The following is a 21,918-nucleotide window of genomic DNA, read 5'->3' as shown; positions in this document are numbered from 1 at the left end:
GGCGCATCGTGCGGTTGTCACCGGATACGACGGAGGCAGCACATTGCGCGCATTCTCTTTTGACTCGGCAGTGGGCATAATGACAAACACGGTCTGGATCAGATGAGTATGAATGGTGAAGTCGCAGCGCATTACGTTAAATGACATTGCTGTACTGGCTGGTGTCACCAAAATGACGGTCAGCCGCTATCTGCGCACGCCGGACAGGGTTAAACCGGAAACCGCTGCGCGCATCGCCGCCGTGATCGAGGAAGTCGGCTATCAGGCCGATCCTGACAATCCCGCCCTCTATTCCAATAGCCCTCCCCTCATCGGCGTTCTGGTTCCTTCTTTTAACAATCTGATATTTGCTGATGTCCTCGCCGGCATTGAATCCGTGACGTCTGTACAGGGTTATCAGACGCTGGTCGTCAATTATGACTACAACAGCAAACGCGAAGAGGAGCAAATTGCCGCGATCCTGGCTTTTAAGATAAAAGGGCTGCTGCTGACCGAGTCGGTTCATAGTCTGCGGGCGGAAAAATTCCTGAAGACGGCAAAAATACCCGTTGCTGAAATCATGGGGCTGTCAGGCAATGCAGATCGAATTAACGTGGGTTTTGATAATGTGAAAGCCGGCTACGATATGACCACCATGTTGCTGGCAAGCGGTAAAAAACGCATTATCTATTTTGGTTCAATGTCTGATATCCGCGATGAACAGCGTTACACGGGATACTGTCAGGCAATGGCTAACCATGATTTACCTACCGGTCGTATTTCCCCCAATAAGATCTCTTCCATTTCAATTGGGACAGGCATGATGACGCTTGCGAGCCAAATGTATCCGGATATGGATGGAATTCTCTGTACCAACGACGATCTGGCCGTGGGCGTGTTACAGGAATGCCTGGCAAACGGTATCAGCGTTCCAGCGCAAATTGCCATTGCCGGATTTCACGGTCTTGAGATCGGGCAGATCATCACCCCTCGGTTAGCCAGCGTACTGACGCCACGGTATGAGATGGGAAAAGTGGCGACAGAAATCATAATAAAAAAAATTAAAGGGCTGCCGACCATTGAACGTGTCGATCTCCACTTCCGCCTGTCAATGGGGGAGACAATATAGCTTTCCTCGCCAGTCACTTCAGCACTGGCCATAATTGCCCGCTTCGCCAGAAGAACGTCACTCGCTATCCCGACCAGAAATTCGGCCAGATGGCGCCACCCACCTGACCGAACGCCCCCTTAACGTGCCTTGCGGCGCCGGAGCCAGAATAGGACCAGCAGAATAATGACGACCGCCGCGACGGCCATGCCAGGCAGAATCATCGGCTGTGCGCGCGCCAACAGCGGTTTCGGGCCCCCGGCGCGCACCTCACTCACGTCCTCCTCAGTCACGCTCAGCGTGCTGTTGCCGTATTTCTGCAGCACGAAGTTAGCGATATCGGCAACCTGCTTATCCGTCAGCTCTCCGACATAGGAACCGGCGCCAAAGCTCGGCATCAGTACGTGCTTGCCGTCAACCCGGCGATCAACCCCCTGCAAAATGGCGGCAATCAGGTTTGACGGATTGCTCGCGGCCGTGGTGGAGTTGTTGAATAGCGAAGGGTAGGCCTGGTTCAAACTGCCGCTGCCGTCCGGCTGATGGCAACTGGCGCAGTAGCCGCTGTAGAGCGCCTCGCCGCTATTGAGCGTGTGGTTGGCGTTGGGCGAATTCATGCCGCGGAGATGGGGCTCAACGTTGTAGTGCGCCTGGCCAAGGCCATTGCCCTGGCGCCCCTCGCCCTGTGACGGCACGGTCTTCAGGTAAGTTGCAATCGCCCGCAGCTGCCGGTCGGTCAGGTATTGGAAGCTGTGCTCAACGGCTTCAGCCATTGGCCCCGCAGCTTGTGCGCGCCCTTCCGCCCGACCGGTTTTCAGGTAGTCCACTAACTCCTGCTCGCTCCAGTCGCCGATCCCTTCCTGGCGATTGGCGGTGATATTCGGCGCGTACCAAGCCCCCAACGATGCCCCCATCAGGAAGCGCGAATTGTCTTCCGCCATCAGCACATTACGCGGCGTATGACAGGTTCCGCAGTGAGCCGGGCCCTGCACCAGCGCAGCCCCCTCGTTCCACGCCTCACCTTTCGTCACATCCGGGGTGAAACGCCGATCGTCCAAATAAAGCATGTTCCACACCGCCATGGAGAGGCGGATGTTGAACGGAAACGGCAGATCGGTTTGGCGCTTGGCCGGCTCATCGACCGGGGCAACGCCATGCATGAAATAGGTATACAACGCGTGGATCTCGTCATCACTCAGACGGGTATAGGCGGTGTAAGGCATTGCCGGATAGAGATACGTCCCATCTTGCCGGATCCCAGAGCGCAGAACCTCGGCAAACGCCGCTTCAGAATAGCCGCCGATGCCGTATTTTACCGATGGGGTTATATTGGTGGCGTAGATAGTGCCCATGGGAGAAGCAATGCCGTACCCCCCGGCAAAAGGCTTGCCCTGCTGCTGCGTATTCGTATGGCAGGCCATGCAGTCCGAGGCAATAGCCAGCGCTTGCCCTCTAGCGATCAGATCGCCGTCCTGGGCATGCGCCGCGAAGCCGCTTCCCAGCAGCAGCGTCGCTGCCAGCGAGTGGGTGATTTTATTCATTTGCTCTCCAGGGCGCGCAGTACGTCATTGGCCGCCTTGAGTCCAAGCGCCGCCATCGTCAACGTGGTGTTGACAACGCTGGCTGAAACCATGGCGCCTCCACCCGGGATCCAAAGGTTGTCATGATCGTGGGCGCGGCAATTGCCGTTCACCACCGAGTTCGTGGGATCGCTGCCCATGATCGTGCCGCCCATAATGTGGTTGTTGGCATTCAGCTTGTCGTTAATCACAAACTCTTGCGCATCGAACAAGTCGCCAATCTGCCGTAGCTGGGTTTTGACCACTTCCAGCCCTTTGCGCACGTAATCGCCAACGTCGTAGTGGATGTCCGGGCAGGCCAGGCCATGCTTGTCTTTGCGGGTAGGGCTCAGGGTCAGACGGTTGTTCGGGTCCGGCAGCGGTTCCAGGCTGATGGAGAGATCCACCGAGCGGCTGGCGCGATCGCGCACTTCATCCTGCAGCGCCTTGCCGACCTTGCCCGTTTTCAGGACTTCAAGGGCGGAGGGGATCACCCGGTTGATATTGTTGATGATGATCTTGTTGGCGGAGTGGTCGCTGCGGAACGCGCCGTCACGGTACCCCACCATGCAGCTGCTCTGCGCCGGGCCGCGGCCAACCCACAGGGCCTCTCGCGCCAGGAAGGAGCAGTGCAGGCCAGAGTGATCCATCATGTTGCGCCCCACCTGATCCGAGCTGTTCGCGATGCCGTTCGGGTTCTTTTCGTTGGCCGCCAGCAGCAATAAGCGCGGGTTCTCAATCCCATTGCAGGCCAGAACGAACGTTTTACCGATCGCCCGATGGGAGTTATGCGCCGTGTCGTACCAGTGAACGGCGGTGACGCGGTTATTGTCGTCGGTGTCAATTTTGTACACCACCGCCTCGGGGATCACCTTCGCCCCCTTGTGTTCGGCCCGTTCAACGTGGTGAATGCCGTTGTACATCGCCCCGATAGGGCAAATCGGCTGGCAATTGTTATTGCCGCAGCAGGTGGGTCGTCCGTTCCAGGGCCGGGTGCTGCGGCCTTGCGGAATGGGTACCGATTTAAAACCGTGAGGATTAACAATCTCAGCAATGCGTCTGTCGCCGTAGGCCCAGGGCACCATGTCCATCGGGTAAGGCCCGCTGCGTTCCGCAGGGGACTGCCACTCCGGATTATTCGGGCCGGCAACGCCTATTTCCTCTTCGGCTTTCGCGTACCACGGTTCGATATCTTCGTAGGAAATAGGCCAGTCTCTCCCCACGCCATAGAGGGATTTCATGCGAAAATCATTGGGATGGTTGCGCCAGCAAGAAGCGGCCCAGTGCCAGGTAGTTCCCCCCACCACACGCAAATAGCCCTGTTTAAAGCCTGAGCCATTGGGGCCGGTCAGTTTGATATAGTCGTTCTCCGGGAAATAGAGCGGCGCGGTGGCGTACTCCGATTGCGGGTAAAGCCCCTGAAAATCCGACCCCGCACGATTGTGCAGTGGCATATTGCGCCAGTTTTCCACAGCCTGTGCGCGCTCAATGCGCGGGCCTGCCTCAAGTACCAGCACCGAGTAGCCCTGGCTCACCAAAGCATCCGCCATCAGACCGCCCACAATACCGGAACCGACAATGACGACATCGGCCTCTGCATCGCCGGAAGCATTAATTATTGGGCTTTTCACACGCGGTCCTCATATTTTTTATCGGCTACGGCAGGCAAATCTGTTGCGGGAATGGAAGGTTGGCGGGTAACGCCCGGCGGCAAGCCGGTCCACCACAGCGGGCCAAAATTGCACCAGGTCGGCACAATCAGGGCATCCTGAACCGTGCGATACATCAGCGCCTCTTTATAACTAATCAACTGACCCTGCTCAGCGTTTGAAGGATCTACGGTTCCGGTATACCACGCGGTCACGATCGCCTGGATAAGCTCCCTCTGCCCCTGTTCAATCGCATGTCGGTTCAAGGCTTCCGCATCGGTGGCTTGCTGGCTCAGGATGAACAGGGCGTTGAGTTGCGAGTTCAACTGCGGAAAATGTTCGCGCAGTGCGGAAAAATAGCGGGCGGAGAGTGTGACGTCCAAATCGTCAAACTCGGTAATTTTTCTCGAAATTTGCAAAAATTGCGCGTATTCAACGGGCGAGGCGGCAATTTGCGCCCGTTCGGCATAGGTTATATTTGAATAAGGCAACAGGCTGGCGGCGACGATGACGCCCACCATTTTCCCCAGCGCCTCCCTGCGGGTAAGCACGATTTGCAACGACATTATTAGCTCCGAAATAATTTATTTTTATATAGTTTTTTTAATATCTATCAGAACGCAGGCAAACCAAAATAAAAAATTGTGCTAATGGGGAGGAACCGCATTAAAAGATCAAGGCGTTATGAGATTGGCTACATCGACTACAGAGGTAAACTCCGGCCTTAATGATGTAATCTGAACCTGAAGCAAATATCCCTGTAAATAATACGGCGTAATCTCTGCCGTAAATTTATTCAACCCAACTCAATTTTTAAAAGTTAGGGGCTATGGCTTTGACGGGAAAGGCGTATTCTTCGGAATCGCTGCAGACGGCGGATGAACGAGGCTTTCCGCCGGGCAGCCTGAAGTAGCGGTACCATCCGCCGCTGAACGTCTTGCTACGTCAGCAGGGCGCCGTCGATTTTCGCCACAATTTTACGCAGAACTGCCGGCGTTGTGCAGGTACTCATCGGGCGATGCAGCTCCCCCGGGAAGATAACGGCCAGTTCACCGGGTTGCAGGTGGATGAGAGTCTCACCGGGGATCGCCGGGCTAAACCCAAGGTCGTGCGCCTCGTTAAATGGCTCACTCAGGGGCAAAGGCAGCCCCAGAACTCCGGCGCCAATCACTTCTCGCCCTTCCAGGACAAGATGGATATCCAGATACTGGCGATGAAACTCCGGCTTCTGGTCGGCCAATAGTTTGGTTTCCCCTTCAACGACGTTAAAGAACATCTGTTTACCCTGCACCTGATAGTGGCCGACAGGTAAATTGTACGGCTCACTTTCAATAATGCTGGCCAGCATTTTTCGAATGGCTGCCGGATAGAATTTATTATTTACGGCAGTGGTTAAGGCATCAATAATCATAATATTTTCTCTGGTAGATATCGATTCGGTATTTCACCGACAAGAACAATGGCTGGGTAGTTTCATGGCAACAGGCAATCTCGGCGTAATTACGGTAGAATCGCTATTAGATCGTTCTACGGGCGCCACTATGAATAAGCAACAAAGCAAACCGCTTTGTTGTTAATATTTACAACCTATCACCACTGTGAGTAAACTCCACCTGAAAGGCTATTCGGCATGGTGAAATAAGTCATGACCTATCTCACGGTTTTTAGCCGCTTAAAACTGTGACAAAAGTCACTTAATTAAGTGTTACGAAACGACGTTACTTATCCTGTGATCCACGGCAGAAAATCACTGGATATTCACCGCTTTCACCAAAATCGATCGATTTAGCCTTCTCCCCCTACGGGCATAATGAGTTATTTTCCCCGATAGTCACTGACAGAAACCACGAAATTGCACACGAGATCACGCCAGCAGTAACATGCTTTTTTAACACTCTTTGGCGTGATGCAGATCGCAAAAATAAGCGGTAAAAAAACGTCTGATACAGGGTATCCCCTATTTTTCAGACAGGATCGCAACGATGCACACTGACACTCAACCTACCATTTTACTTATCGCGCCGGTGATGGATGCTTTGCAAGCCGCGTTGGACGCCCGCTACCGGGTATTCCGTCTCTATGAACAATCAGATATTCCAGCCTTCCTGGTTCGCCATGGCGCAGACGTTCAGGCGGTGGTCACCCGTGGTGATGTGGGGGTAACCCGAGAGACGCTGGAGCAATTGCCGCAGGTGGGCATGATTGCTGTCTTTGGCGTGGGAACCGACGCTATCGATCTCGACTACACCCGGGAACGCCATATCAGCGTCGGGATCACCGCCGGCGTGCTGACCGATGATGTGGCAGATCTGGCTCTGGGGCTAATGCTGTCCGCCAGCCGCCGCCTCTGCCAAGGGGACCGATTTGTACGCGAAGGCCGCTGGGAAACGACGCCGCCACCGCTGGCGACCAAAGTGAGTGGTAAACGCATCGGTATTTTCGGCATGGGGAATATCGGCCAAGCCATCGCCCGCCGGGCGAAAGGCTTCGATATGACCATCCTGTATACTGACCGCCAGCGCAAAGACGGCCTGGATTACCAGTGGTGCGCCGATCTGCACACGCTCGCAGCACAGAGTGATTTCCTGGTGATCGCGGCATCCGGCAGTGCGGAAAACCGCGGGATTATTGATGCCAGCGTATTTAACGCCATGCCCGAACGCGCCTGGCTTATCAATATTGCCCGCGGCAGCCTGGTCGATGAGGCGGCGCTGATAAAGGCGTTACAAAATCATGTTATCGCCGGGGCCGCTCTGGATGTCTTTGAAAACGAACCCCATGTCCCGACAGCGTTCTTTGCTCTCGAGAATGTTCTGCTTCAACCCCATGTGGCCAGCGCTACCGTAGAAACCCGTCAGGGAATGAGCCAATCCGTTTTGGATAATCTGGCAGGTTATTTTTCACATCAGGATATTCCTGGGTTAATTCAATAAAAATGATCGTTTGAGTTACGAATGATCATTTTTATCCGCCAACACAATATTCTCTGTGAATGGCGGATATCATCGAGATGCTATTATGACCGATAAAATACCAGGAACTCGCTGGCTGCGGGTTATCGCGCCGATCCTTATCACCTGTATTATTTCATTTATGGATCGCGTTAATATCAGCTTTGCTCTGCCGGGTGGCATGGAACAGGATTTAGGCATTACCAGCCAGATGGCTGGCGTGGCCAGCGGTATCTTTTTTATTGGTTATTTATTTCTGCAAATCCCTGGCGGACGACTTGCGGTTTACGGTAGCGGAAAACGTTTTATAGCCTGGTCGCTCGTGGCCTGGGCGATTGTCTCTATCGCCACCGGGTTCGTCACCCATGAATATCAACTGCTCGTGCTGCGTTTTATTCTCGGGATCTCCGAAGGAGGAATGTTGCCCGTCGTGCTGACCATGGTAAGCAATTGGTTCCCGGAAAAAGAACTGGGGCGCGCCAATGCCTTCGTCATGATGTTTGCCCCACTAGGGGGGATGCTGACCGCCCCGGTTTCCGGCGCGATTATTGCCACTCTCGACTGGCGCTGGCTGTTCATTATCGAAGGCTTGTTGTCGGTCGTGGTGTTGACCATTTGGTGGCTGGTGATCAGTGACCGTCCGGAAGAGGCGCGTTGGCTACCGGCGAAGGAACGCGACTATTTATTGACCGAACTGGCCCGGGAGCGCAAAGCGCGGGAAGGGAGGGTGCCGGCAGCGAAGGCGCCGTTAAAAGCGGTGTTTCGCAACAAGGGATTGATGCGCCTGGTCGTGCTGAATTTCTTTTACCAGACCGGAGACTATGGGTATACGTTGTGGCTGCCCACCATCTTGAAAAACCTGACCGGTGGCAGCATGGCCAATGTTGGGGTATTGGCGATCCTGCCGTTTGTTGCCACTCTGGCGGGGATTTATGTGATTTCGATGTTCAGCGATCGCAGCGGTAACCGCCGTTTGTGGGTCAGGATCTCCCTGTACTGTTTTGCGGCGGCGCTGATAGCCTCGGTGATCCTGCATGAGCACGTGGTGGCCGCCTATATCGCGCTGGTGGTGTGCGGCTTCTTCCTTAAAGCGGCGACCAGCCCCTTCTGGTCAATTCCCGGACGCATTGCGGCGGCGGAAGTGGCGGGCAGCGCACGCGGGGTGATCAACGGGCTGGGCAACCTCGGTGGGTTCTGCGGCCCCTATCTGGTAGGCGTCATGATTTATCTGTACGGACAGAACGTCGCGGTTTGCGCGCTGGCGGCATCGCTGTTGCTGGCAGGAAGTATCACCTTCCTGCTGCCGAAAGAATGCGACCGCTCCTGCGAAGAAACGGACAACCGCCTGCCATCCGGGGCTAAACAGAAGTGGAGTTAAACGGCAATGGCGCGCTGTGGGCAGCAACGGCGGCTCACACCCGCATCAGGATTGGGCGGCGTGTTGTGTTATCGCGGTTAAATGCCAGGCCAATGGCTTGAGCGACTCACAAGCCAACCCGCACCAAACGGTGATGCAATCGTTGAGAATCAGCTTTTCTAAAAACGGTTATAACTCAATGGGGTGATGCATAGGGAGATTGGAGCGGGTGAAGGGAATCGAACCCTCGTATGCAGCTTGGGAAGCTGCCGTTCTACCATTGAACTACACCCGCATCGGTGTGCGACAGGCATTATAACCGGTTATCGGCGGCGGGCAAGCGGAGATGGCGCGTAACTGTCGATGTTTTAAGCGGTTAAGTCCCGTAGACGAAAAAAAACCGGCGCAGTTGCCTGCACCGGTTGTTGCACGCTAAACGGAATTATTTCTGTGGGCGCATCGCCGGGAACAGAATCACGTCGCGGATGGTGTGGCTGTTGGTGAACAGCATCACCATGCGGTCGATACCGATGCCCAGACCGGCGGTCGGCGGCAGGCCGTGCTCCAGCGCGGTGACGTAGTCTTCGTCGTAGAACATCGCTTCGTCGTCGCCGGCGTCTTTGGCGTTCACCTGGTCGGCGAAGCGTTGCGCCTGGTCTTCGGCGTCGTTCAGCTCGGAGAAGCCGTTGCCGATTTCACGGCCGCCGATGAAGAACTCGAAGCGGTCGGTGATTTCCGGGTTCACGTCGTTGCGGCGCGCCAGCGGCGACACTTCAGCCGGGTACTCGGTGATGAAGGTCGGCTGAATCAGATGGCTTTCCGCCACTTCTTCGAAGATTTCGGTCACGACGCGGCCCAGGCCCCAGCTCTTCTCAACCTTGACGCCGATGGATTCGGCGATGGCCACCGCTTTGCCCATGTCGGCCAGGTCAGCCAAATCGGTTTCCGGACGGTATTTCTTGATCGCCTCGGTCATGGTCAACTTCTCGAACGGCTTGCCGAAATCGAACACTTCGTCGCCGTACTGCACCTGAGAGGTGCCCAGCACTTTCTCGGTCAGGGTGCGGAACAGGGTCTCGGTCAGCTCGATCAGGTCTTTGTAATCCGCGTAAGCCATGTAGAGTTCCATCATGGTGAACTCTGGGTTATGACGCGGAGAAACGCCTTCGTTGCGGAAGTTGCGGTTGATTTCGAACACGCGCTCGAAGCCGCCGACCACCAGACGCTTCAGATACAGTTCCGGCGCGATGCGCAGGTACATGTCGATATCCAGCGCATTGTGGTGCGTGATGAACGGACGCGCGGACGCGCCGCCCGGGATCACCTGCATCATCGGGGTTTCGACTTCCATGAAGCCGCGTTCCACCATGAAGTTACGGATAGCGGACATCACCTGCGAACGCACCTTGAAGGTGTTGCGCGATTCTTCGTTGGCGATCAGATCCAGGTAACGCTGGCGGTAACGGGTTTCCTGATCCGCCAGGCCGTGGAATTTGTCCGGCAGCGGGCGCAGCGCTTTGGTCAGCAGACGCAGTTCGGTGCAGTGGATCGACAGTTCGCCGGTCTTGGTTTTGAACAGCTTGCCGCGCGCGCCGAGGATATCGCCCAGGTCCCACTTCTTGAACTGCTCGTTGTACACGCCTTCAGCCAGATCGTCGCGCGCGACGTACAGCTGAATGCGGCCGCCCACGTCCTGCAGCGTAACGAAGGATGCCTTGCCCATAATGCGGCGGGTCATCATGCGGCCGGCGACGGTCACTTCTACGCCCAGCGCTTCCAGCTCTTCGTTGTCTTTATCGCCGTACGCGGCGTGCAGTTTGTCGGAGGTGGAGTCGCGACGGAAGTCGTTCGGGAACGCAATGCCGTTCTCACGCAGGCCGGCCAGTTTCTCGCGGCGGGACTGCAGTTCGTTATTGAGATCCAGCGCCTGATCGGCGCCCTGTACTTGTTGTTCAGACATTTCTATTCCTCATAACCCGGCTTTCAAACTTGCCTCAATGAATTTATCCAGGTCGCCATCCAGTACGGCCTGCGTGTTACGCGTTTCGACGTTGGTGCGCAAATCCTTGATGCGGGAGTCATCCAGCACGTAAGAACGGATTTGGCTGCCCCAGCCGATGTCGGACTTGTTGTCTTCCATCGTCTGCTTATCAGCATTTTTCTTTTGCATCTCAAACTCGTACAGCTTGGCTCGCAGCTGTTTAAACGCTTGATCCTTGTTCTTATGCTGAGAACGATCGTTCTGGCACTGCACCACGATGTTGGTTGGCAGGTGAGTAATACGTACGGCGGATTCGGTTTTGTTGACGTGCTGACCGCCCGCACCGGAGGCGCGGTACACGTCGATACGCAGATCCGCCGGGTTGATTTCGATATCGATATCGTCGTCGACTTCCGGGTAGATGAACACCGAGCTGAACGAGGTGTGGCGACGGCCGCCGGAGTCGAACGGGCTCTTGCGCACCAGGCGATGAACGCCGGTTTCAGTGCGCAACCAGCCGAACGCGTAGTCGCCGATGATCTTGATGGTGGCCGATTTCAGGCCCGCGACGTCGCCGTCGGACTCTTCGATCACTTCGGTCTTGAAACCCTTGGCTTCGGCCCAGCGCAGGTACATGCGCAGCAGCATGCTGGCCCAGTCCTGCGCTTCGGTGCCGCCGGAGCCGGCCTGGATATCCAGGTAGCAGTCGGCGCTGTCGTATTCGCCGGAGAACATGCGGCGGAATTCCAACTGATCCAGCTTGCTCATCAGTTGATCCAGTTCGGCGACCGCTTCGTTGAAGGTCTCTTCATCGTCGGCTTCCACCGCCAGTTCCAGCAGCCCGCCGACGTCTTCGCCGCCCTGCTCCAGCTGATCGATGGTTTCAACGATGGCTTCCAGCGCGGCGCGCTCTTTGCCGAGCGCCTGCGCGCGCTCCGGCTCGTTCCAGACGTCCGGCTGTTCCAGCTCGGCGTTGACTTCTTCTAGGCGTTCCTTCTTGGCATCATAGTCAAAGATACCCCCTAAGAACCGCAGTCCGCTCGGACAGGTCCTGAATTCGGTTTTTTACCGGGTTAATTTCAAACATGGTTTCGTTCTTTTACGTTGATGTCGTCGATGGCGGAATGCCATTGGAACCGCTAATTCTAACGGATCCGGGCGGCAGTTTATAGCGAGTTGGTCAGTTTTTGTGGCGATCGGGAAGGATGCCGGGGATTGGAGAGCCCAATCCCCGAATTGTGTTCAATTTCACTTCAGCGCGGCCAAAGATGCTGGATCAGCAGTTGCACGTTGCGGTTGCCGCGAAACTCGTTGACGTCGAGCTTGTAGGCCAGTTCCACTTCGCGCACGCTGCTGTCCGGCCACAGCGTGGTATCCACGTTAAACGCGATGCCGTCGAGCAGCGGGCCGCCGCCGAGCGGTTCCACCATCAGCTTCAGGTGTTTCTCGCCCACCAGCCGCTGCTGCAGAATGCGGAACTTGCCGTCGAAGGTCGGTTCAGGGAACGCCTGACCCCACGGGCCGCCCTCGCGCAGCAGCTCCGCCGTGGTCAGCGACAGCTCCTGCATCGCCAGTTCGCCGTCGGACCAGATAACCCCTTCCAGCATCGCCGGATCGAGCCATTCCCCCACCAGCTCGCCAAAACGCTGGCGGAACTCGTCGAATTTGGCCTCTTCCAGCGACAGCCCGGCCGCCATCGCGTGGCCGCCGAACTTCATCATCAGCCCGGGGTTCAGCATATCCAGCCGCTCCAGCGCGTCGCGCATGTGCAAGCCGGGCACCGAACGGCCGGAGCCCTTCAGGATGCCGTCGCCCGCCGGCGCGAACGCGATCACCGGGCGGTGGAAACGCTCTTTGATGCGCGAAGCGAGGATGCCCACCACGCCCTGATGCCATTCCGGGTGATACATCGCCAACCCATAAGGCAGCTCGGTGCTGGTGCGCTCCAGCTGATCGCACAGCTGCAGGGCCTCCACCTGCATGCCCTGCTCGATCTCGCGGCGCGTCTGGTTCAGCGCATCGAGATCGTTGGCCAGCATGCGCGCCTGCGCAATGTCGTCGCTCAGCAGCAGCGCCACGCCGATAGACATGTCGTCCAGCCGGCCGGCGGCGTTGAGGCGCGGGCCGAGGGCGAAACCGAGATCGTTGGCCGCCAGCTGGCGGGCGTCGCGGTTGGCCACCTCAAGCAGCGCGCGGATGCCCGGTCGGCATTTGCCGGCGCGGATGCGGTTTAACCCCTGATACACCAGAATGCGGTTGTTGGCGTCCAGCGGCACCACATCGGCCACGGTGCCGAGCGCCACCAGATCCAGCAGTTCCGCCAGATTCGGCATCGCCAGCGCGCGCTGCTCGAACCAGCCGCTGTCCCGCAGCCGGGCGCGCAGCGCCAGCATCAGGTAGAACGCCACGCCTACCCCCGCCAGCGATTTGGACGGGAAGGCGCAGCCGCGCAGGTTGGGATTGACGATCGCTTCAGCCGCCGGCAGGGTCTCGCCCGGCAGGTGGTGATCGGTCACCAGCACCTGCATGCCTTTGGCGTGCGCCACGTCGACGCCGGCGTGGGAGGAGATGCCGTTATCGACGGTGACAATGAGTTCTGCGCCGCGCGCCGCCGCCTGCTCCACCACTTCAGGGCTCAGGCCGTAGCCGTCTTCGAAGCGGTTTGGCACCAGATAATCGACGGCTGCGCCGCCCATGCTGCGCAGCGCCAACACCGTCAGCGCGGTGCTGGTGGCGCCATCGGCGTCGAAATCGCCCACCACCATGATGCGGCGGCCGTCGGCCAGCGCCTGTTGCAGCAGGCTGACGGCGTCGTCGATACCGTCCAGCTGTTGCCAAGGCAGCATGCCCTTGACGCTGCGTTCCAGCTCTTGCTCAGCCTGCACGCCGCGCAGGGCGTAAAGCCGGCGCAGCAGCGGCGGCAAACTGGCGGGCAGATGCGTGTCGTCCGCCGCCGGGCGGCGGCGTAGTTGCGTTTTGATACTCACCGGCGATTAACCACCGGCTTTGGTGGCGGCCTGGTGCGCATCCAGCATGGCGGCCATCTCTTTTGGCCCCTGATAGCCCGGGATCATCATGCCGTTTTCCAGGATGATGGCCGGCGTGCCCTGAATGCCGAACTGTACGCCCAGCTCGTAATGCTTGCTGATGTCGGTTTTACAGGTCGCCGGAGAAACGGCGTCGCCCTTCATGGCGGCGTCGAACGCCTTGGCCTTGTCGGCGGTGCACCAGATCGACTGCATGTCTTTTTCAGCCTGGGATGCCAGCCCCTGGCGCGGGAATGCCAGGTAACGCACGGTAATACCCAGATCGTTGTACTCTTTCATCTGCTGATGCAGCTTGTGACAGTAACCGCAGGTGATGTCGGTGAACACGGTGATCACGTGTTTCTCTTTCGGCGCCTTGTACACGATCATCTGATCTTTCAGCGCGTCCATCTTGCTGCTCAGCAGTTGGTTGGTCACGTTGACCGGCTCTTTGCCGCTGACGTCGAACAGCGGGCCCTGCAGGATGTGCTTGCCGTCTTCGGAGGCGTACAGCACGCCGCTGTCGGTCAGCACGGTTTTCAGGCCGTTGACCGGTGAAGGCTGCACGTCCGCCTGCTGGATGCCCAGGCTGGCGAGCGCTTTTTTGATCGCCGCGTCATCGGCATGGGCGGCGCCGGCCACCGAGGCCACCAGCAGTGAAAGCAGCATTAAACCTTTTTTCATTATTCCAATCCTTTCGAACCCGCCGCTCAGGCGCGCGGGTGATGCTGTTGATGTAGCTGTTTCAGTCGTTCGGTCGCTACATGAGTATAAATTTGCGTGGTCGAGAGATCGCTGTGCCCTAACAACATCTGTACGACACGGAGATCGGCCCCATGGTTCAGCAAATGGGTAGCGAACGCGTGCCGCAACACGTGCGGCGACAGACGCTCGCTGTCGATGCCCGCAAGGATGGCATAGTGTTTGATACGATGCCAGAACGTCTGTCGGGTCATTTGCTGGCAGCGGGTGCTGGGGAACAGCACATCCAGCGTCTGGCCGTTGACCAGCCATGGGCGGCCGTGCTCCAGATAGTTTTCGATCCAGTAGACCGCCTCTTCGCCCAGCGGCACCAGTCGCTCCTTGTTGCCCTTGCCGATCACCCGCACCACGCCCTGACGCAGGCTGACGTCGCTGATGTGCAGCCCCACCAGTTCGGAAACCCGCAGCCCGGTGGCGTACAACACTTCGAGCATCGCCTTGTCGCGCAGCTCCAGCGGCTGATCGACGCAGGGCGCCTGCAGCAACGCATCGACCTGCGCCTCGCTCAGATCTTTCGGCAAGCGCTGCGGCAGTTTGGGAGACGCCAGCTGCGCGGTGGGATCGTCGGCGCGCAGCTTTTCGCGGTACAGATATTGAAACAGGCGCCTCATGGCGCTCAACAAACGCGCGGAGCTGGTGGCCTTGTAACCGCCATCCACCCGCTCGGCGAGAAACGCCTGCAGATCCAGCGCCTGCGCCTGCAGCAAATCGGTCTTCTGCTGGCCAAGCCAGGCGCCCAGGGCCTGCAAATCCAGCCGATAGGAGGCCAGCGTATTTTCCGCCAGATTGCGCTCAAGCCACAGCGCATCCAGGAATTGTTCAATCAGCGCATTGTCTTGCTGTTGCACGCGGTCCTCTCTTTGTTGCATTTCCACCCGCGCCATTATGCCTTAAGCCGGCGCAAATCAGGTATACTCGCTGCAATTCTCTAAACAGCAACGTAACGGTTTACACATGAAGATTGGTCTGTTTTACGGCTCCAGCACCTGCTACACCGAAATGGCGGCAGAAAAAATCCGTGAGATTCTGGGTGAAGACCTGGTCGACCTGCACAACCTGAAAGACGTCTCGCCCAAGCTGATGGAGGACTATTCCATTCTGATCCTCGGCATCCCGACCTGGGATTTCGGCGAACTGCAGGAAGATTGGGAAGCGATCTGGCCGCAGCTGGCGGCGCTGGATCTGAAAGGCAAAATCGTCGCCATGTACGGCATGGGCGATCAGCTCGGTTACGGTGAGTGGTTCCTCGACGCGCTGGGCATGCTGCACGATCACATCGCGCCGCTGGGCGTACAGTTCATCGGCTTCTGGCCCACTGAGGGTTTCGAGTTCACCAGCCCCAAACCGCTGAGCGCCGACGGCAAACACTTCGTCGGCCTGGCGCTCGATGAGGTCAACCAATACGATCTGAGCGAAGAGCGCCTGCAGCAATGGTGCGAACAGATCCTGTTGGAAATGGAGCCGCTGCTGTAGCCGCTATCGGGCGTTCCCCCCAACGCCGAGCGCCGGCGGCATGATTCGCGCCGGCGCCCCCTATCAATCTTGTTCACCGTCACCCGCCGGCGGATACAGCAACAGCTGCCGCAGGTGGCGCCATTCCTCTTTGCTCATGCAGTCGGAAGCCAGCCACAGCCGGCGGCGCTTTTTGCCCCCCATAGGCTGTAGCGTCAGCAGCATGCCGTAACCCGGCATCCACGGTTTTTTCGCCAGCCGCCACTCGCGGCCGTGCCAGCTGAAACGCCGATCCGCCAGCAGCCGCAGCTCGCCCTGCACCGCGGCGATGCGCTTCTGGCTGCGAATGCACTGAAACACCACCAGCGTCAGCAGCACCAGCCAGAGCGGGCCAAAGCCTTCCGGCCAGGGCGAAATCAGGATCAGCAGGATCAAAACGCCGTGGGTCAACAGTGAAAACAGCTGGGTGCGCCAGGAAATGCGGATATCACATCGCCACTGGGCCACGGTCTTTATTTCGCGTTTGGATCAGGGTCACCATTCTCTGCAGCTCGCCGTCCTGCGGCGCGCCATGATTCATCAGCCAGTTGAACAAATCGGGATCGTCGCACTCCAGCAGGCGGATAAACAGCGCCTTGTCCGCGTCATTCAGGCTGTCGTATTCGTATTCGAAGAACGGCATGATGGAGATGTCCAGCTCGCGCATGCCACGGCGGCAAGCCCAGTGAATACGTGCTTTGTTGTTAATATCCATGTTGTTATGACTCACCTCTTTTCAGCGCGGCAGCGCCAGCGCAGGGTTCAAATGACACACTGTATGGCAACGCCGTCGCAATATAATTCCATCAACCGGGGATCTGTCTGCAAGGGTGCCCTGGCCGCAAGCCTATAGAGTAACAATTTGACATACACGCCGGGAAGGCGCTTTGTGGCGGAAAACGCAATAAAGCGCAAAATGCCAAAAAAAGCGCCCCCCGGCGCCGCGGCGCGAATAACAGTTTGCAAAGCCCGCCGCCTCTTTTACCATGGGTCCAATACCCTTCAGGTAAGCTAAACGTTGAGCAGGAACTTACTATGGCGCATAACATTTCATTCCCACCCCGTCAGCCCTCCGCTTCCACCCATCTGCCCCTGACGCTGATCTCGCTGGAAGATTGGGCGCTGGTGACGCTGAACGGGCCGGACACGGTGAAATATCTCCAGGGCCAGGTGACGGCGGACATCGACGCGCTGGCGGCCGATCAACACGTGCTGTGCGCCCACTGCGACGCCAAGGGCAAAATGTGGAGCAACCTGCGTCTGTTCCACCGTGGCGAAGGCTTCGCCTATCTGGAGCGCCGCAGCGTGCTGGACAGCCAACTGGCGGAAATCAAAAAATACGCGGTGTTCTCCAAAGTCACCATCGCCGCCGATAATGACGCGGTATTGCTGGGTGTCGCCGGTTTCCAGGCGCGCGCCGCGCTGGCGGGCCTGTTCGCCACGCTGCCAAGCGCTGAGCACCCGGTGGTGCAGGACGGCGAGACCACGATTCTGCACTTCAATGCGCCGGCGGAGCGTTTTCTGCTGGTGACCCGCCCCGCCGTGGCCGAACAGCTGATCGGCAAACTGCATGACCAGGCGGAACGGAATGACAGCAACCAGTGGCTGGCGCTGGAGATCGAAGCCGGTTATCCGGTTATCGACGCCGCCAACAGCGCGCAGCTGATCCCGCAGGCCACCAACCTCCAGGCGCTGGAAGGCATCAGTTTCAGCAAGGGCTGCTATACCGGTCAGGAGATGGTGGCGCGCGCCAAGTTCCGCGGCGCCAACAAACGTGCGCTCTACTGGCTGGAAGGTAAAGCGGCTCGCGCCCCGCAGGCGGCGGAAGATCTGGAGCTGCAGCTGGGGGAAAACTGGCGTCGCACCGGCACCGTACTGGCGTCGAGCCAGTTAGCCGACGGTACGCTGTGGGTGCAGGTGGTGATGAACAACGATCTGGATGCCGACAGCAAGCTGCGGGTGCGCGACGATGCCGCCAGCCAGCTGGCGATCAAACCGTTGCCCTACTCGCTGGCCGAAGAGAAATAATCCGTCGGCCGCAGGCCCCCTGCCTGCGGCCATCTTCGTTACTCGTCCAACTCCCCGTCGCGCTGCACCAGATAGATCAGCACCAAGATGATGGTGACGAAGAAGCGAAACGCGCTCGGCACGCCGTTCCATTGCTGCGACATCCACATGCCGAACCACTCCCCCCCAATCGACATAAAACCGACCTGCCAGGTAAGGAAGCCCAGCGTCAGCCCCGCTACCGCCCATTTTTTGCGGCCGTTGAAAGCGTTGGCGGGCAGTTTCAGGCCGCACAGCAGGCGCAGGCCACCAATCCAGCACAGCAGCGCGGTCAGACTCTCCAACGCAATGATGAAAATATAACCGGCGTGATGCAGCCATGGCGTCTGTATCGAGCGGTAGCCAATGGTGGCGTCGGGGAAAAGGGTATCCATCATAAAGACGTGGCGCACGAAGGCGAAATTGGAGCCATAGTCGGTGAGGTTACCGAAGGCGACCAGCGAAGCGAACAAGGCGATAGCGCAGACCAGCAGCGCTTTGGATAAGCGAACGATCATCTTGATGAGTCCTGAACAGAGGTTAGAGAAACGGTATGCGGGCTCAGAAATGAAAGACAGGGCTTGCTGGATACCCGAAAGAAGCAAGCGCCTCTTTTTTAAAACAAAAGAGGCGCCTGTTCAATACGCATTCAGATGTAGCGGCAACGCTTAGACGTACAGGTAGATCGCCATGAAGTGGCAGGCGCTGCCGCCGAGCACGAAGCCGTGCCAGATGGCGTGGCCAAAGCGAATGCGCTTGGAGGCATAGAAAATCACGCCCAGGGTGTAGACCACCCCGCCGATCGCCAGCAGCGTGACGCCGCCGGCCTCCAGCCGCGTAACCAGCTGATAAATCACGATCAGCGACAGCCAGCCCATCGTCAGGTAGGTCACCAGAGACAGGGCTTCAAAACGGTGGGCGAAGGCCAGCTTGAACAGTACGCCAAGCAGCGCCAACCCCCAGATTACCGCCATCAAGCCCTTCGCCAGCGGCGAATCCAGCCCTACCAGCAAGAACGGCGTGTAAGTGCCGGCAATCAGGAGATAAATGGCACAGTGGTCAAATTTTTTCAGCCAATGCTTGGCCTTTTGATGCGGGATCGCATGGTACAGCGTAGAAGCGAGAAACAGCAGGATCATGCTGCCGCCGTACAGGCTGTAACTGGTGATGGCCGTCGCATCGGCGCCGGTATTCACCGCCTGCACCAGCAGCAACACCAGGCCGACAATACCGAACACCAGCCCGATGCCGTGGCTGATGCTGTTGGCGATCTCTTCCGCCCACGGATAAGCCGCGGTGACAATCTTATTGTTCCCGGCTTTCACTACGTCCGTTTTCCCCATAACGCGCAACCCCTCAAAATGCCCTGCTTTGTGCGAAATTAACGCAAAGCAGCTTAACTGAGAATAATTCCAGTGTACACGTGTACGCTAAAATAAAAATGTGAACGCGTGTAACCATCGAAATCCCCCGCCCGCTGGTCTACAATCGTCAGGCTTCAACCCACCCACCTTGAGGTTTACACCATGTCATCCGCTGTACCCGCGTTAGATTTCGGTTCAATGACCCAGGCCATCCAGTTCCTGATGGAAATCGATAAGTTGAAAGGCGTGCAACGCCGCACCAAGGTACTGGGCACCCAGCGCCAGGAAAACTCCGCCGAACACAGCTGGCATTTCGCCATCGCCGCCATGAGCCTGGCGCCCTACGCCGGTGATGACGTAGACATTCAGCGCGTGATCCAGATGGCGCTGCTGCATGACATCGTGGAAATCGACGCCGGCGACGTGCTGGTCTACGATCTGGCGGCCCGCGCGGCGATCCACGATCAGGAAGTGGCGGCGGCGCGCCGTCTGTTCGGCATGTTGCCGGAGGCTCAGCGCGAGTATTTCACCGCTTTATGGCAGGAATATGAAGACGGCGAAAGCGCCGATGCGCGCTTTGCCTTACTGCTGGATCGCACCATGCCGATGCTGATGAATCTGCACAATGAAGGCCAGAGCTGGGTAGAAAACGGCATCAGCCTGGAGCAGGTGCTGGCGCGCAATGCGTCGATCGCCGACGTACACCCCGAGCTGTGGCACCATATGGAGCAACATCTGCGGGACGCGCAGCGCAAAGGCTGGTTGAAGTAAGGGAGCCGGGCTGCCGCCTCTGCGCCGCAGCCCGTCAACGTCAAGCGAACGCCTGCTGGCGTTCCAACGCCTCCTCATAACTCGGCATCGATCCCGCCGCCCCGGCGCGTTCCACGCAGACCGCCGCGTAGGCGGCGGCGAAGCGCGCCGCATCGGCTAACGGCACCTGATTCGCCAGCTGCGCCGCCAGAGCGCCGTTAAACGCATCCCCCGCGCCGGTGGTGTCTTTCGGCTGCGCCGGAAACGCCGGGATCAGCTCACTGTGTTCCCCGTCCGAGAACAACGCCCCCTGCGTGCCCAAGGTCACGATCAGCAAACGAATGCCCTTGGCGTGCAGCACCTGCGCCGCCTGACGCGCCGAAGCCACATCCCGCACCGGCACGCCGGTCAGCAACGTGCATTCGGTGGCGTTGGGCGTCAGCAGATCGACCTGCGCCAGCAGGCTGTCCGGCACCGGCTGAAACGGCGCCGGGTTGAGAATGATGAACGTCCGCGCCTCGCGGGCGATGGCGATCACTTGTTCGATCGCTGGCAGGTTGTTCTCCAGCTGGGTCAACAGAATATCCGCCGCGGCGATCGCCGGGCGGCACTGGCGCACCTCGTCCTCGCTGACCGTCAGGTTGGCGCCGGGATCGACGGCGATCATGTTCTCCGCATCCTCGCCGGCAACGTAGATAAGCGCATTGCCGGTCGGGCAATCGCCGGTCGAGAACAGCGTCACCGCATCGAAACCGGCGGCAGCGAGATGACGCCGGGCGAAGGTGCCGAAGTCGTCGCGCCCCACCTTGCCGATATAATGCACCCGCGCCCCGGCGCGCAGCGCGGCGGTGGCCTGGTTGGCGCCCTTGCCGCCCGCCCCCATCATACTGTTACGGGCGATCAGCGATTCGCCGGGCTGTGGAAACCGCGCCATGCCGGCGACGATATCCAGGTTGAACGAACCGAACACGCAGACTTTGCCTTTCATTGCTGGTACTCCCTGCTCAATTGGAGGTGGCGCCGGGCGGCCAGACAGGCGCCTTTGCTGCCGGTTTCATCGGTCAGGCGGCTGATGGAGATCGCCAATCCCTGTGCCGGCTGCGGCCCGCGCAGATGACGGCGGATCTCTTGCTCCAGCCGCGCCAACGGAAAACCGCTCATGGCGATCACGCCACCGCCCAGGATCAGCCGTTGGGGGTCGATCACGTTCATTTCGATGGCGATGGTCTGCGCCAATCGTTCAACGAAACGCTGCAAATCCGGATGATCGCCATGGCGTTCGAACAGCCGGTCGAACGGCGTTTGCGCCGCGTTGGCGCGCGCCCAGCCGGTCAGCCAATGGCCGGAGGTCAAACTCTCGACGCAGCCCCGTTTGCCGCACGGGCACTCGCCCAGATGGCCCGGCCAGGGAATGTGCCCCAACTCGCCGGCGGCGCCATGCGCCCCGTGGTAAAAATCGCCGTTCAGCCACAGGCTGTTGCCCATGCCGGTGCCCAGATACAGCCCTACCGCCACCTGCGGCAGCGCCGGCAGCTGCTGCAAATCCCACCACAGCAGATGGTTGACGTCCTTGTCCATTCGCACCGGCAGCGCCAGCAAATCGGCCAACAGCGCCGCCACCGGCTGGGCATCCAGCGCCGGAATGAACGGCAGCGACAGCACCCGCGAGCGATCGCGGCTGAGGCTCCCCGGCAACCCGAGCATCACCTGCGCCACCTGACGATCCTCGCAATGCCGGGCGATAAGATCGCCCAGCGCCGCCAGCGGATCGGCCCGCTGCGCCCAATCGGCGGTCGCCATCTTGCGGTAACCGCTAAACTCGCCTTCATCATCCATCAACAGCAGGCGGGTATTGGTGCCGCCGACGTCAACGCCAAGAAAATGCCGCATCATGTCCC

The 21,918-nt window shown here is 58.7% G+C and carries 21 protein-coding genes and 1 tRNA gene; 6 read left to right on the top strand and 16 right to left on the bottom strand.

Annotation, left to right across the window (positions count from 1 at the left end; translation table 11 throughout):
- The first annotated feature begins 115 nt into the window (after positions 1-115).
- Entirely contained in the window at positions 116-1,108 is a 993-nt protein-coding gene (locus ACMGF7_RS12165; protein ID WP_031300612.1) for a LacI family DNA-binding transcriptional regulator, read from the top strand.
- A gap of 119 nt (positions 1,109-1,227) precedes the next feature.
- On the opposite strand, the gene ACMGF7_RS12160 is transcribed toward ACMGF7_RS12165, so the two are convergent.
- The 4 genes from ACMGF7_RS12160 to ACMGF7_RS12145 all read right to left on the bottom strand — a co-directional run bounded on the left by ACMGF7_RS12160 (position 1,228) and on the right by ACMGF7_RS12145 (position 5,703).
- Entirely contained in the window at positions 1,228-2,625 is a 1,398-nt protein-coding gene (locus tag ACMGF7_RS12160; RefSeq protein ID WP_164095821.1) for a c-type cytochrome, read from the bottom strand.
- Complete coding sequence (locus ACMGF7_RS12155) at positions 2,622-4,274, bottom strand: GMC family oxidoreductase (protein ID WP_025304112.1); 1,653 nt, start codon at positions 4,272-4,274, stop codon at positions 2,622-2,624. The genes ACMGF7_RS12160 and ACMGF7_RS12155 overlap by 4 nt, the downstream gene beginning before the upstream one ends.
- A complete protein-coding gene (locus tag ACMGF7_RS12150; RefSeq protein ID WP_154871753.1) occupies positions 4,271-4,858 on the bottom strand; it encodes a sugar dehydrogenase complex small subunit in 588 nt (195 codons plus the stop codon). The genes ACMGF7_RS12155 and ACMGF7_RS12150 overlap by 4 nt, the downstream gene beginning before the upstream one ends.
- A 374-nt stretch (positions 4,859-5,232) precedes the next feature.
- Positions 5,233-5,703 carry a YhcH/YjgK/YiaL family protein gene (locus ACMGF7_RS12145; RefSeq protein ID WP_015378962.1) on the bottom strand — a complete coding sequence of 157 codons (471 nt, stop codon included), beginning with the start codon at positions 5,701-5,703 and terminating at the stop codon, positions 5,233-5,235.
- 571 nt (positions 5,704-6,274) lie between these two features.
- Here ACMGF7_RS12145 and ACMGF7_RS12140 point away from each other — a divergent pair.
- A complete protein-coding gene (locus tag ACMGF7_RS12140; RefSeq protein WP_021505698.1) occupies positions 6,275-7,225 on the top strand; it encodes a 2-hydroxyacid dehydrogenase in 951 nt (316 codons plus the stop codon).
- 85 nt (positions 7,226-7,310) lie between these two features.
- Positions 7,311-8,621, top strand: a complete 1,311-nt coding sequence (locus ACMGF7_RS12135) for an MFS transporter (RefSeq protein WP_044030560.1) — start codon at positions 7,311-7,313, stop codon at positions 8,619-8,621.
- Between the two features lie 200 nt (positions 8,622-8,821).
- On the opposite strand, the gene ACMGF7_RS12130 is transcribed toward ACMGF7_RS12135, so the two are convergent.
- The 6 genes from ACMGF7_RS12130 to xerD form a co-directional block, all read right to left on the bottom strand.
- Positions 8,822-8,895: transfer RNA gene (locus ACMGF7_RS12130), tRNA-Gly, on the bottom strand.
- Positions 8,896-9,042: 147 nt separating this feature from the next.
- A complete protein-coding gene (lysS, locus tag ACMGF7_RS12125; RefSeq protein ID WP_049240082.1) occupies positions 9,043-10,560 on the bottom strand; it encodes a lysine--tRNA ligase in 1,518 nt (505 codons plus the stop codon).
- Between the two features lie 9 nt (positions 10,561-10,569).
- Positions 10,570-11,668, bottom strand: a protein-coding gene (prfB, locus tag ACMGF7_RS12120) for a peptide chain release factor 2 (RefSeq protein ID WP_096242572.1) whose coding sequence is annotated in 2 segments (ribosomal slippage) — positions 10,570-11,592 and positions 11,594-11,668 — 1,098 coding nt in all. Because the reading frame shifts where the segments join, the coding sequence is not laid out codon by codon here.
- A 166-nt stretch (positions 11,669-11,834) separates the two neighbouring features.
- Entirely contained in the window at positions 11,835-13,568 is a 1,734-nt protein-coding gene (gene recJ, locus ACMGF7_RS12115) for a single-stranded-DNA-specific exonuclease RecJ (protein ID WP_015378966.1), read from the bottom strand.
- A 6-nt stretch (positions 13,569-13,574) separates the two neighbouring features.
- Complete coding sequence (dsbC, locus tag ACMGF7_RS12110) at positions 13,575-14,291, bottom strand: bifunctional protein-disulfide isomerase/oxidoreductase DsbC (RefSeq protein WP_004931688.1); 717 nt, start codon at positions 14,289-14,291, stop codon at positions 13,575-13,577.
- Positions 14,292-14,317: 26 nt separating this feature from the next.
- Positions 14,318-15,217 (bottom strand): site-specific tyrosine recombinase XerD, encoded by a 900-nt coding sequence (gene xerD / locus ACMGF7_RS12105; protein WP_049240106.1) that lies wholly within the window; start codon positions 15,215-15,217, stop codon positions 14,318-14,320.
- Between the two features lie 106 nt (positions 15,218-15,323).
- Here xerD and fldB point away from each other — a divergent pair, with 106 nt between their 5' ends.
- Positions 15,324-15,842 carry a flavodoxin FldB gene (gene fldB / locus ACMGF7_RS12100; RefSeq protein ID WP_004931683.1) on the top strand — a complete coding sequence of 173 codons (519 nt, stop codon included), beginning with the start codon at positions 15,324-15,326 and terminating at the stop codon, positions 15,840-15,842.
- A 63-nt stretch (positions 15,843-15,905) separates the two neighbouring features.
- Here fldB and ACMGF7_RS12095 read toward each other — a convergent pair whose 3' ends face one another.
- Positions 15,906-16,328, bottom strand: a complete 423-nt coding sequence (locus ACMGF7_RS12095; protein ID WP_049240083.1) for a protein YgfX — start codon at positions 16,326-16,328, stop codon at positions 15,906-15,908.
- On the bottom strand, positions 16,309-16,575 hold the full coding sequence (gene sdhE, locus ACMGF7_RS12090; RefSeq protein WP_004931679.1) for an FAD assembly factor SdhE: 267 nt from the start codon (positions 16,573-16,575) through the stop codon (positions 16,309-16,311). Before sdhE ends, ACMGF7_RS12095 begins: the two co-directional genes overlap by 20 nt.
- Positions 16,576-16,895: 320 nt before the next feature.
- Here sdhE and ygfZ point away from each other — a divergent pair, with 320 nt between their 5' ends.
- Positions 16,896-17,888, top strand: coding sequence for a tRNA-modifying protein YgfZ (gene ygfZ, locus ACMGF7_RS12085; protein WP_197799254.1), 993 nt, complete (start codon positions 16,896-16,898; stop codon positions 17,886-17,888).
- A 38-nt stretch (positions 17,889-17,926) separates the two neighbouring features.
- Here ygfZ and ACMGF7_RS12080 read toward each other — a convergent pair whose 3' ends face one another.
- Both ACMGF7_RS12080 and trhA read right to left on the bottom strand, forming a co-directional pair.
- Positions 17,927-18,424 (bottom strand): DUF2165 family protein, encoded by a 498-nt coding sequence (locus tag ACMGF7_RS12080; protein ID WP_044030541.1) that lies wholly within the window; start codon positions 18,422-18,424, stop codon positions 17,927-17,929.
- Between the two features lie 150 nt (positions 18,425-18,574).
- Entirely contained in the window at positions 18,575-19,249 is a 675-nt protein-coding gene (gene trhA, locus ACMGF7_RS12075) for a PAQR family membrane homeostasis protein TrhA (RefSeq protein ID WP_021505704.1), read from the bottom strand.
- A gap of 183 nt (positions 19,250-19,432) precedes the next feature.
- Here trhA and ACMGF7_RS12070 point away from each other — a divergent pair, with 183 nt between their 5' ends.
- Positions 19,433-20,041 (top strand): HD domain-containing protein, encoded by a 609-nt coding sequence (locus ACMGF7_RS12070; protein ID WP_033632167.1) that lies wholly within the window; start codon positions 19,433-19,435, stop codon positions 20,039-20,041.
- A gap of 40 nt (positions 20,042-20,081) precedes the next feature.
- Here the strand turns inward: ACMGF7_RS12070 and rbsK are convergent, their stop codons facing one another.
- Together rbsK and alsK are read right to left on the bottom strand one after the other, a co-directional pair.
- Positions 20,082-21,008: a ribokinase gene (rbsK, locus tag ACMGF7_RS12065; protein WP_021505706.1), complete on the bottom strand. Its 927-nt coding sequence runs from the start codon at positions 21,006-21,008 to the stop codon at positions 20,082-20,084.
- Positions 21,005-21,913 (bottom strand): allose kinase, encoded by a 909-nt coding sequence (gene alsK / locus ACMGF7_RS12060; RefSeq protein ID WP_420286444.1) that lies wholly within the window; start codon positions 21,911-21,913, stop codon positions 21,005-21,007. The genes rbsK and alsK overlap by 4 nt, the downstream gene beginning before the upstream one ends.
- Positions 21,914-21,918 lie beyond the last annotated feature (5 nt).

Source organism: Serratia sp. BNK-17 (assembly GCF_048684935.1).
GTDB classification, from domain to species: Bacteria; Pseudomonadota; Gammaproteobacteria; order Enterobacterales; family Enterobacteriaceae; genus Serratia; species Serratia nematodiphila.
The sequence above is the reverse complement of the archived record's forward strand: the minus strand, read 5'-3'. Positions and strand labels throughout refer to the sequence as shown.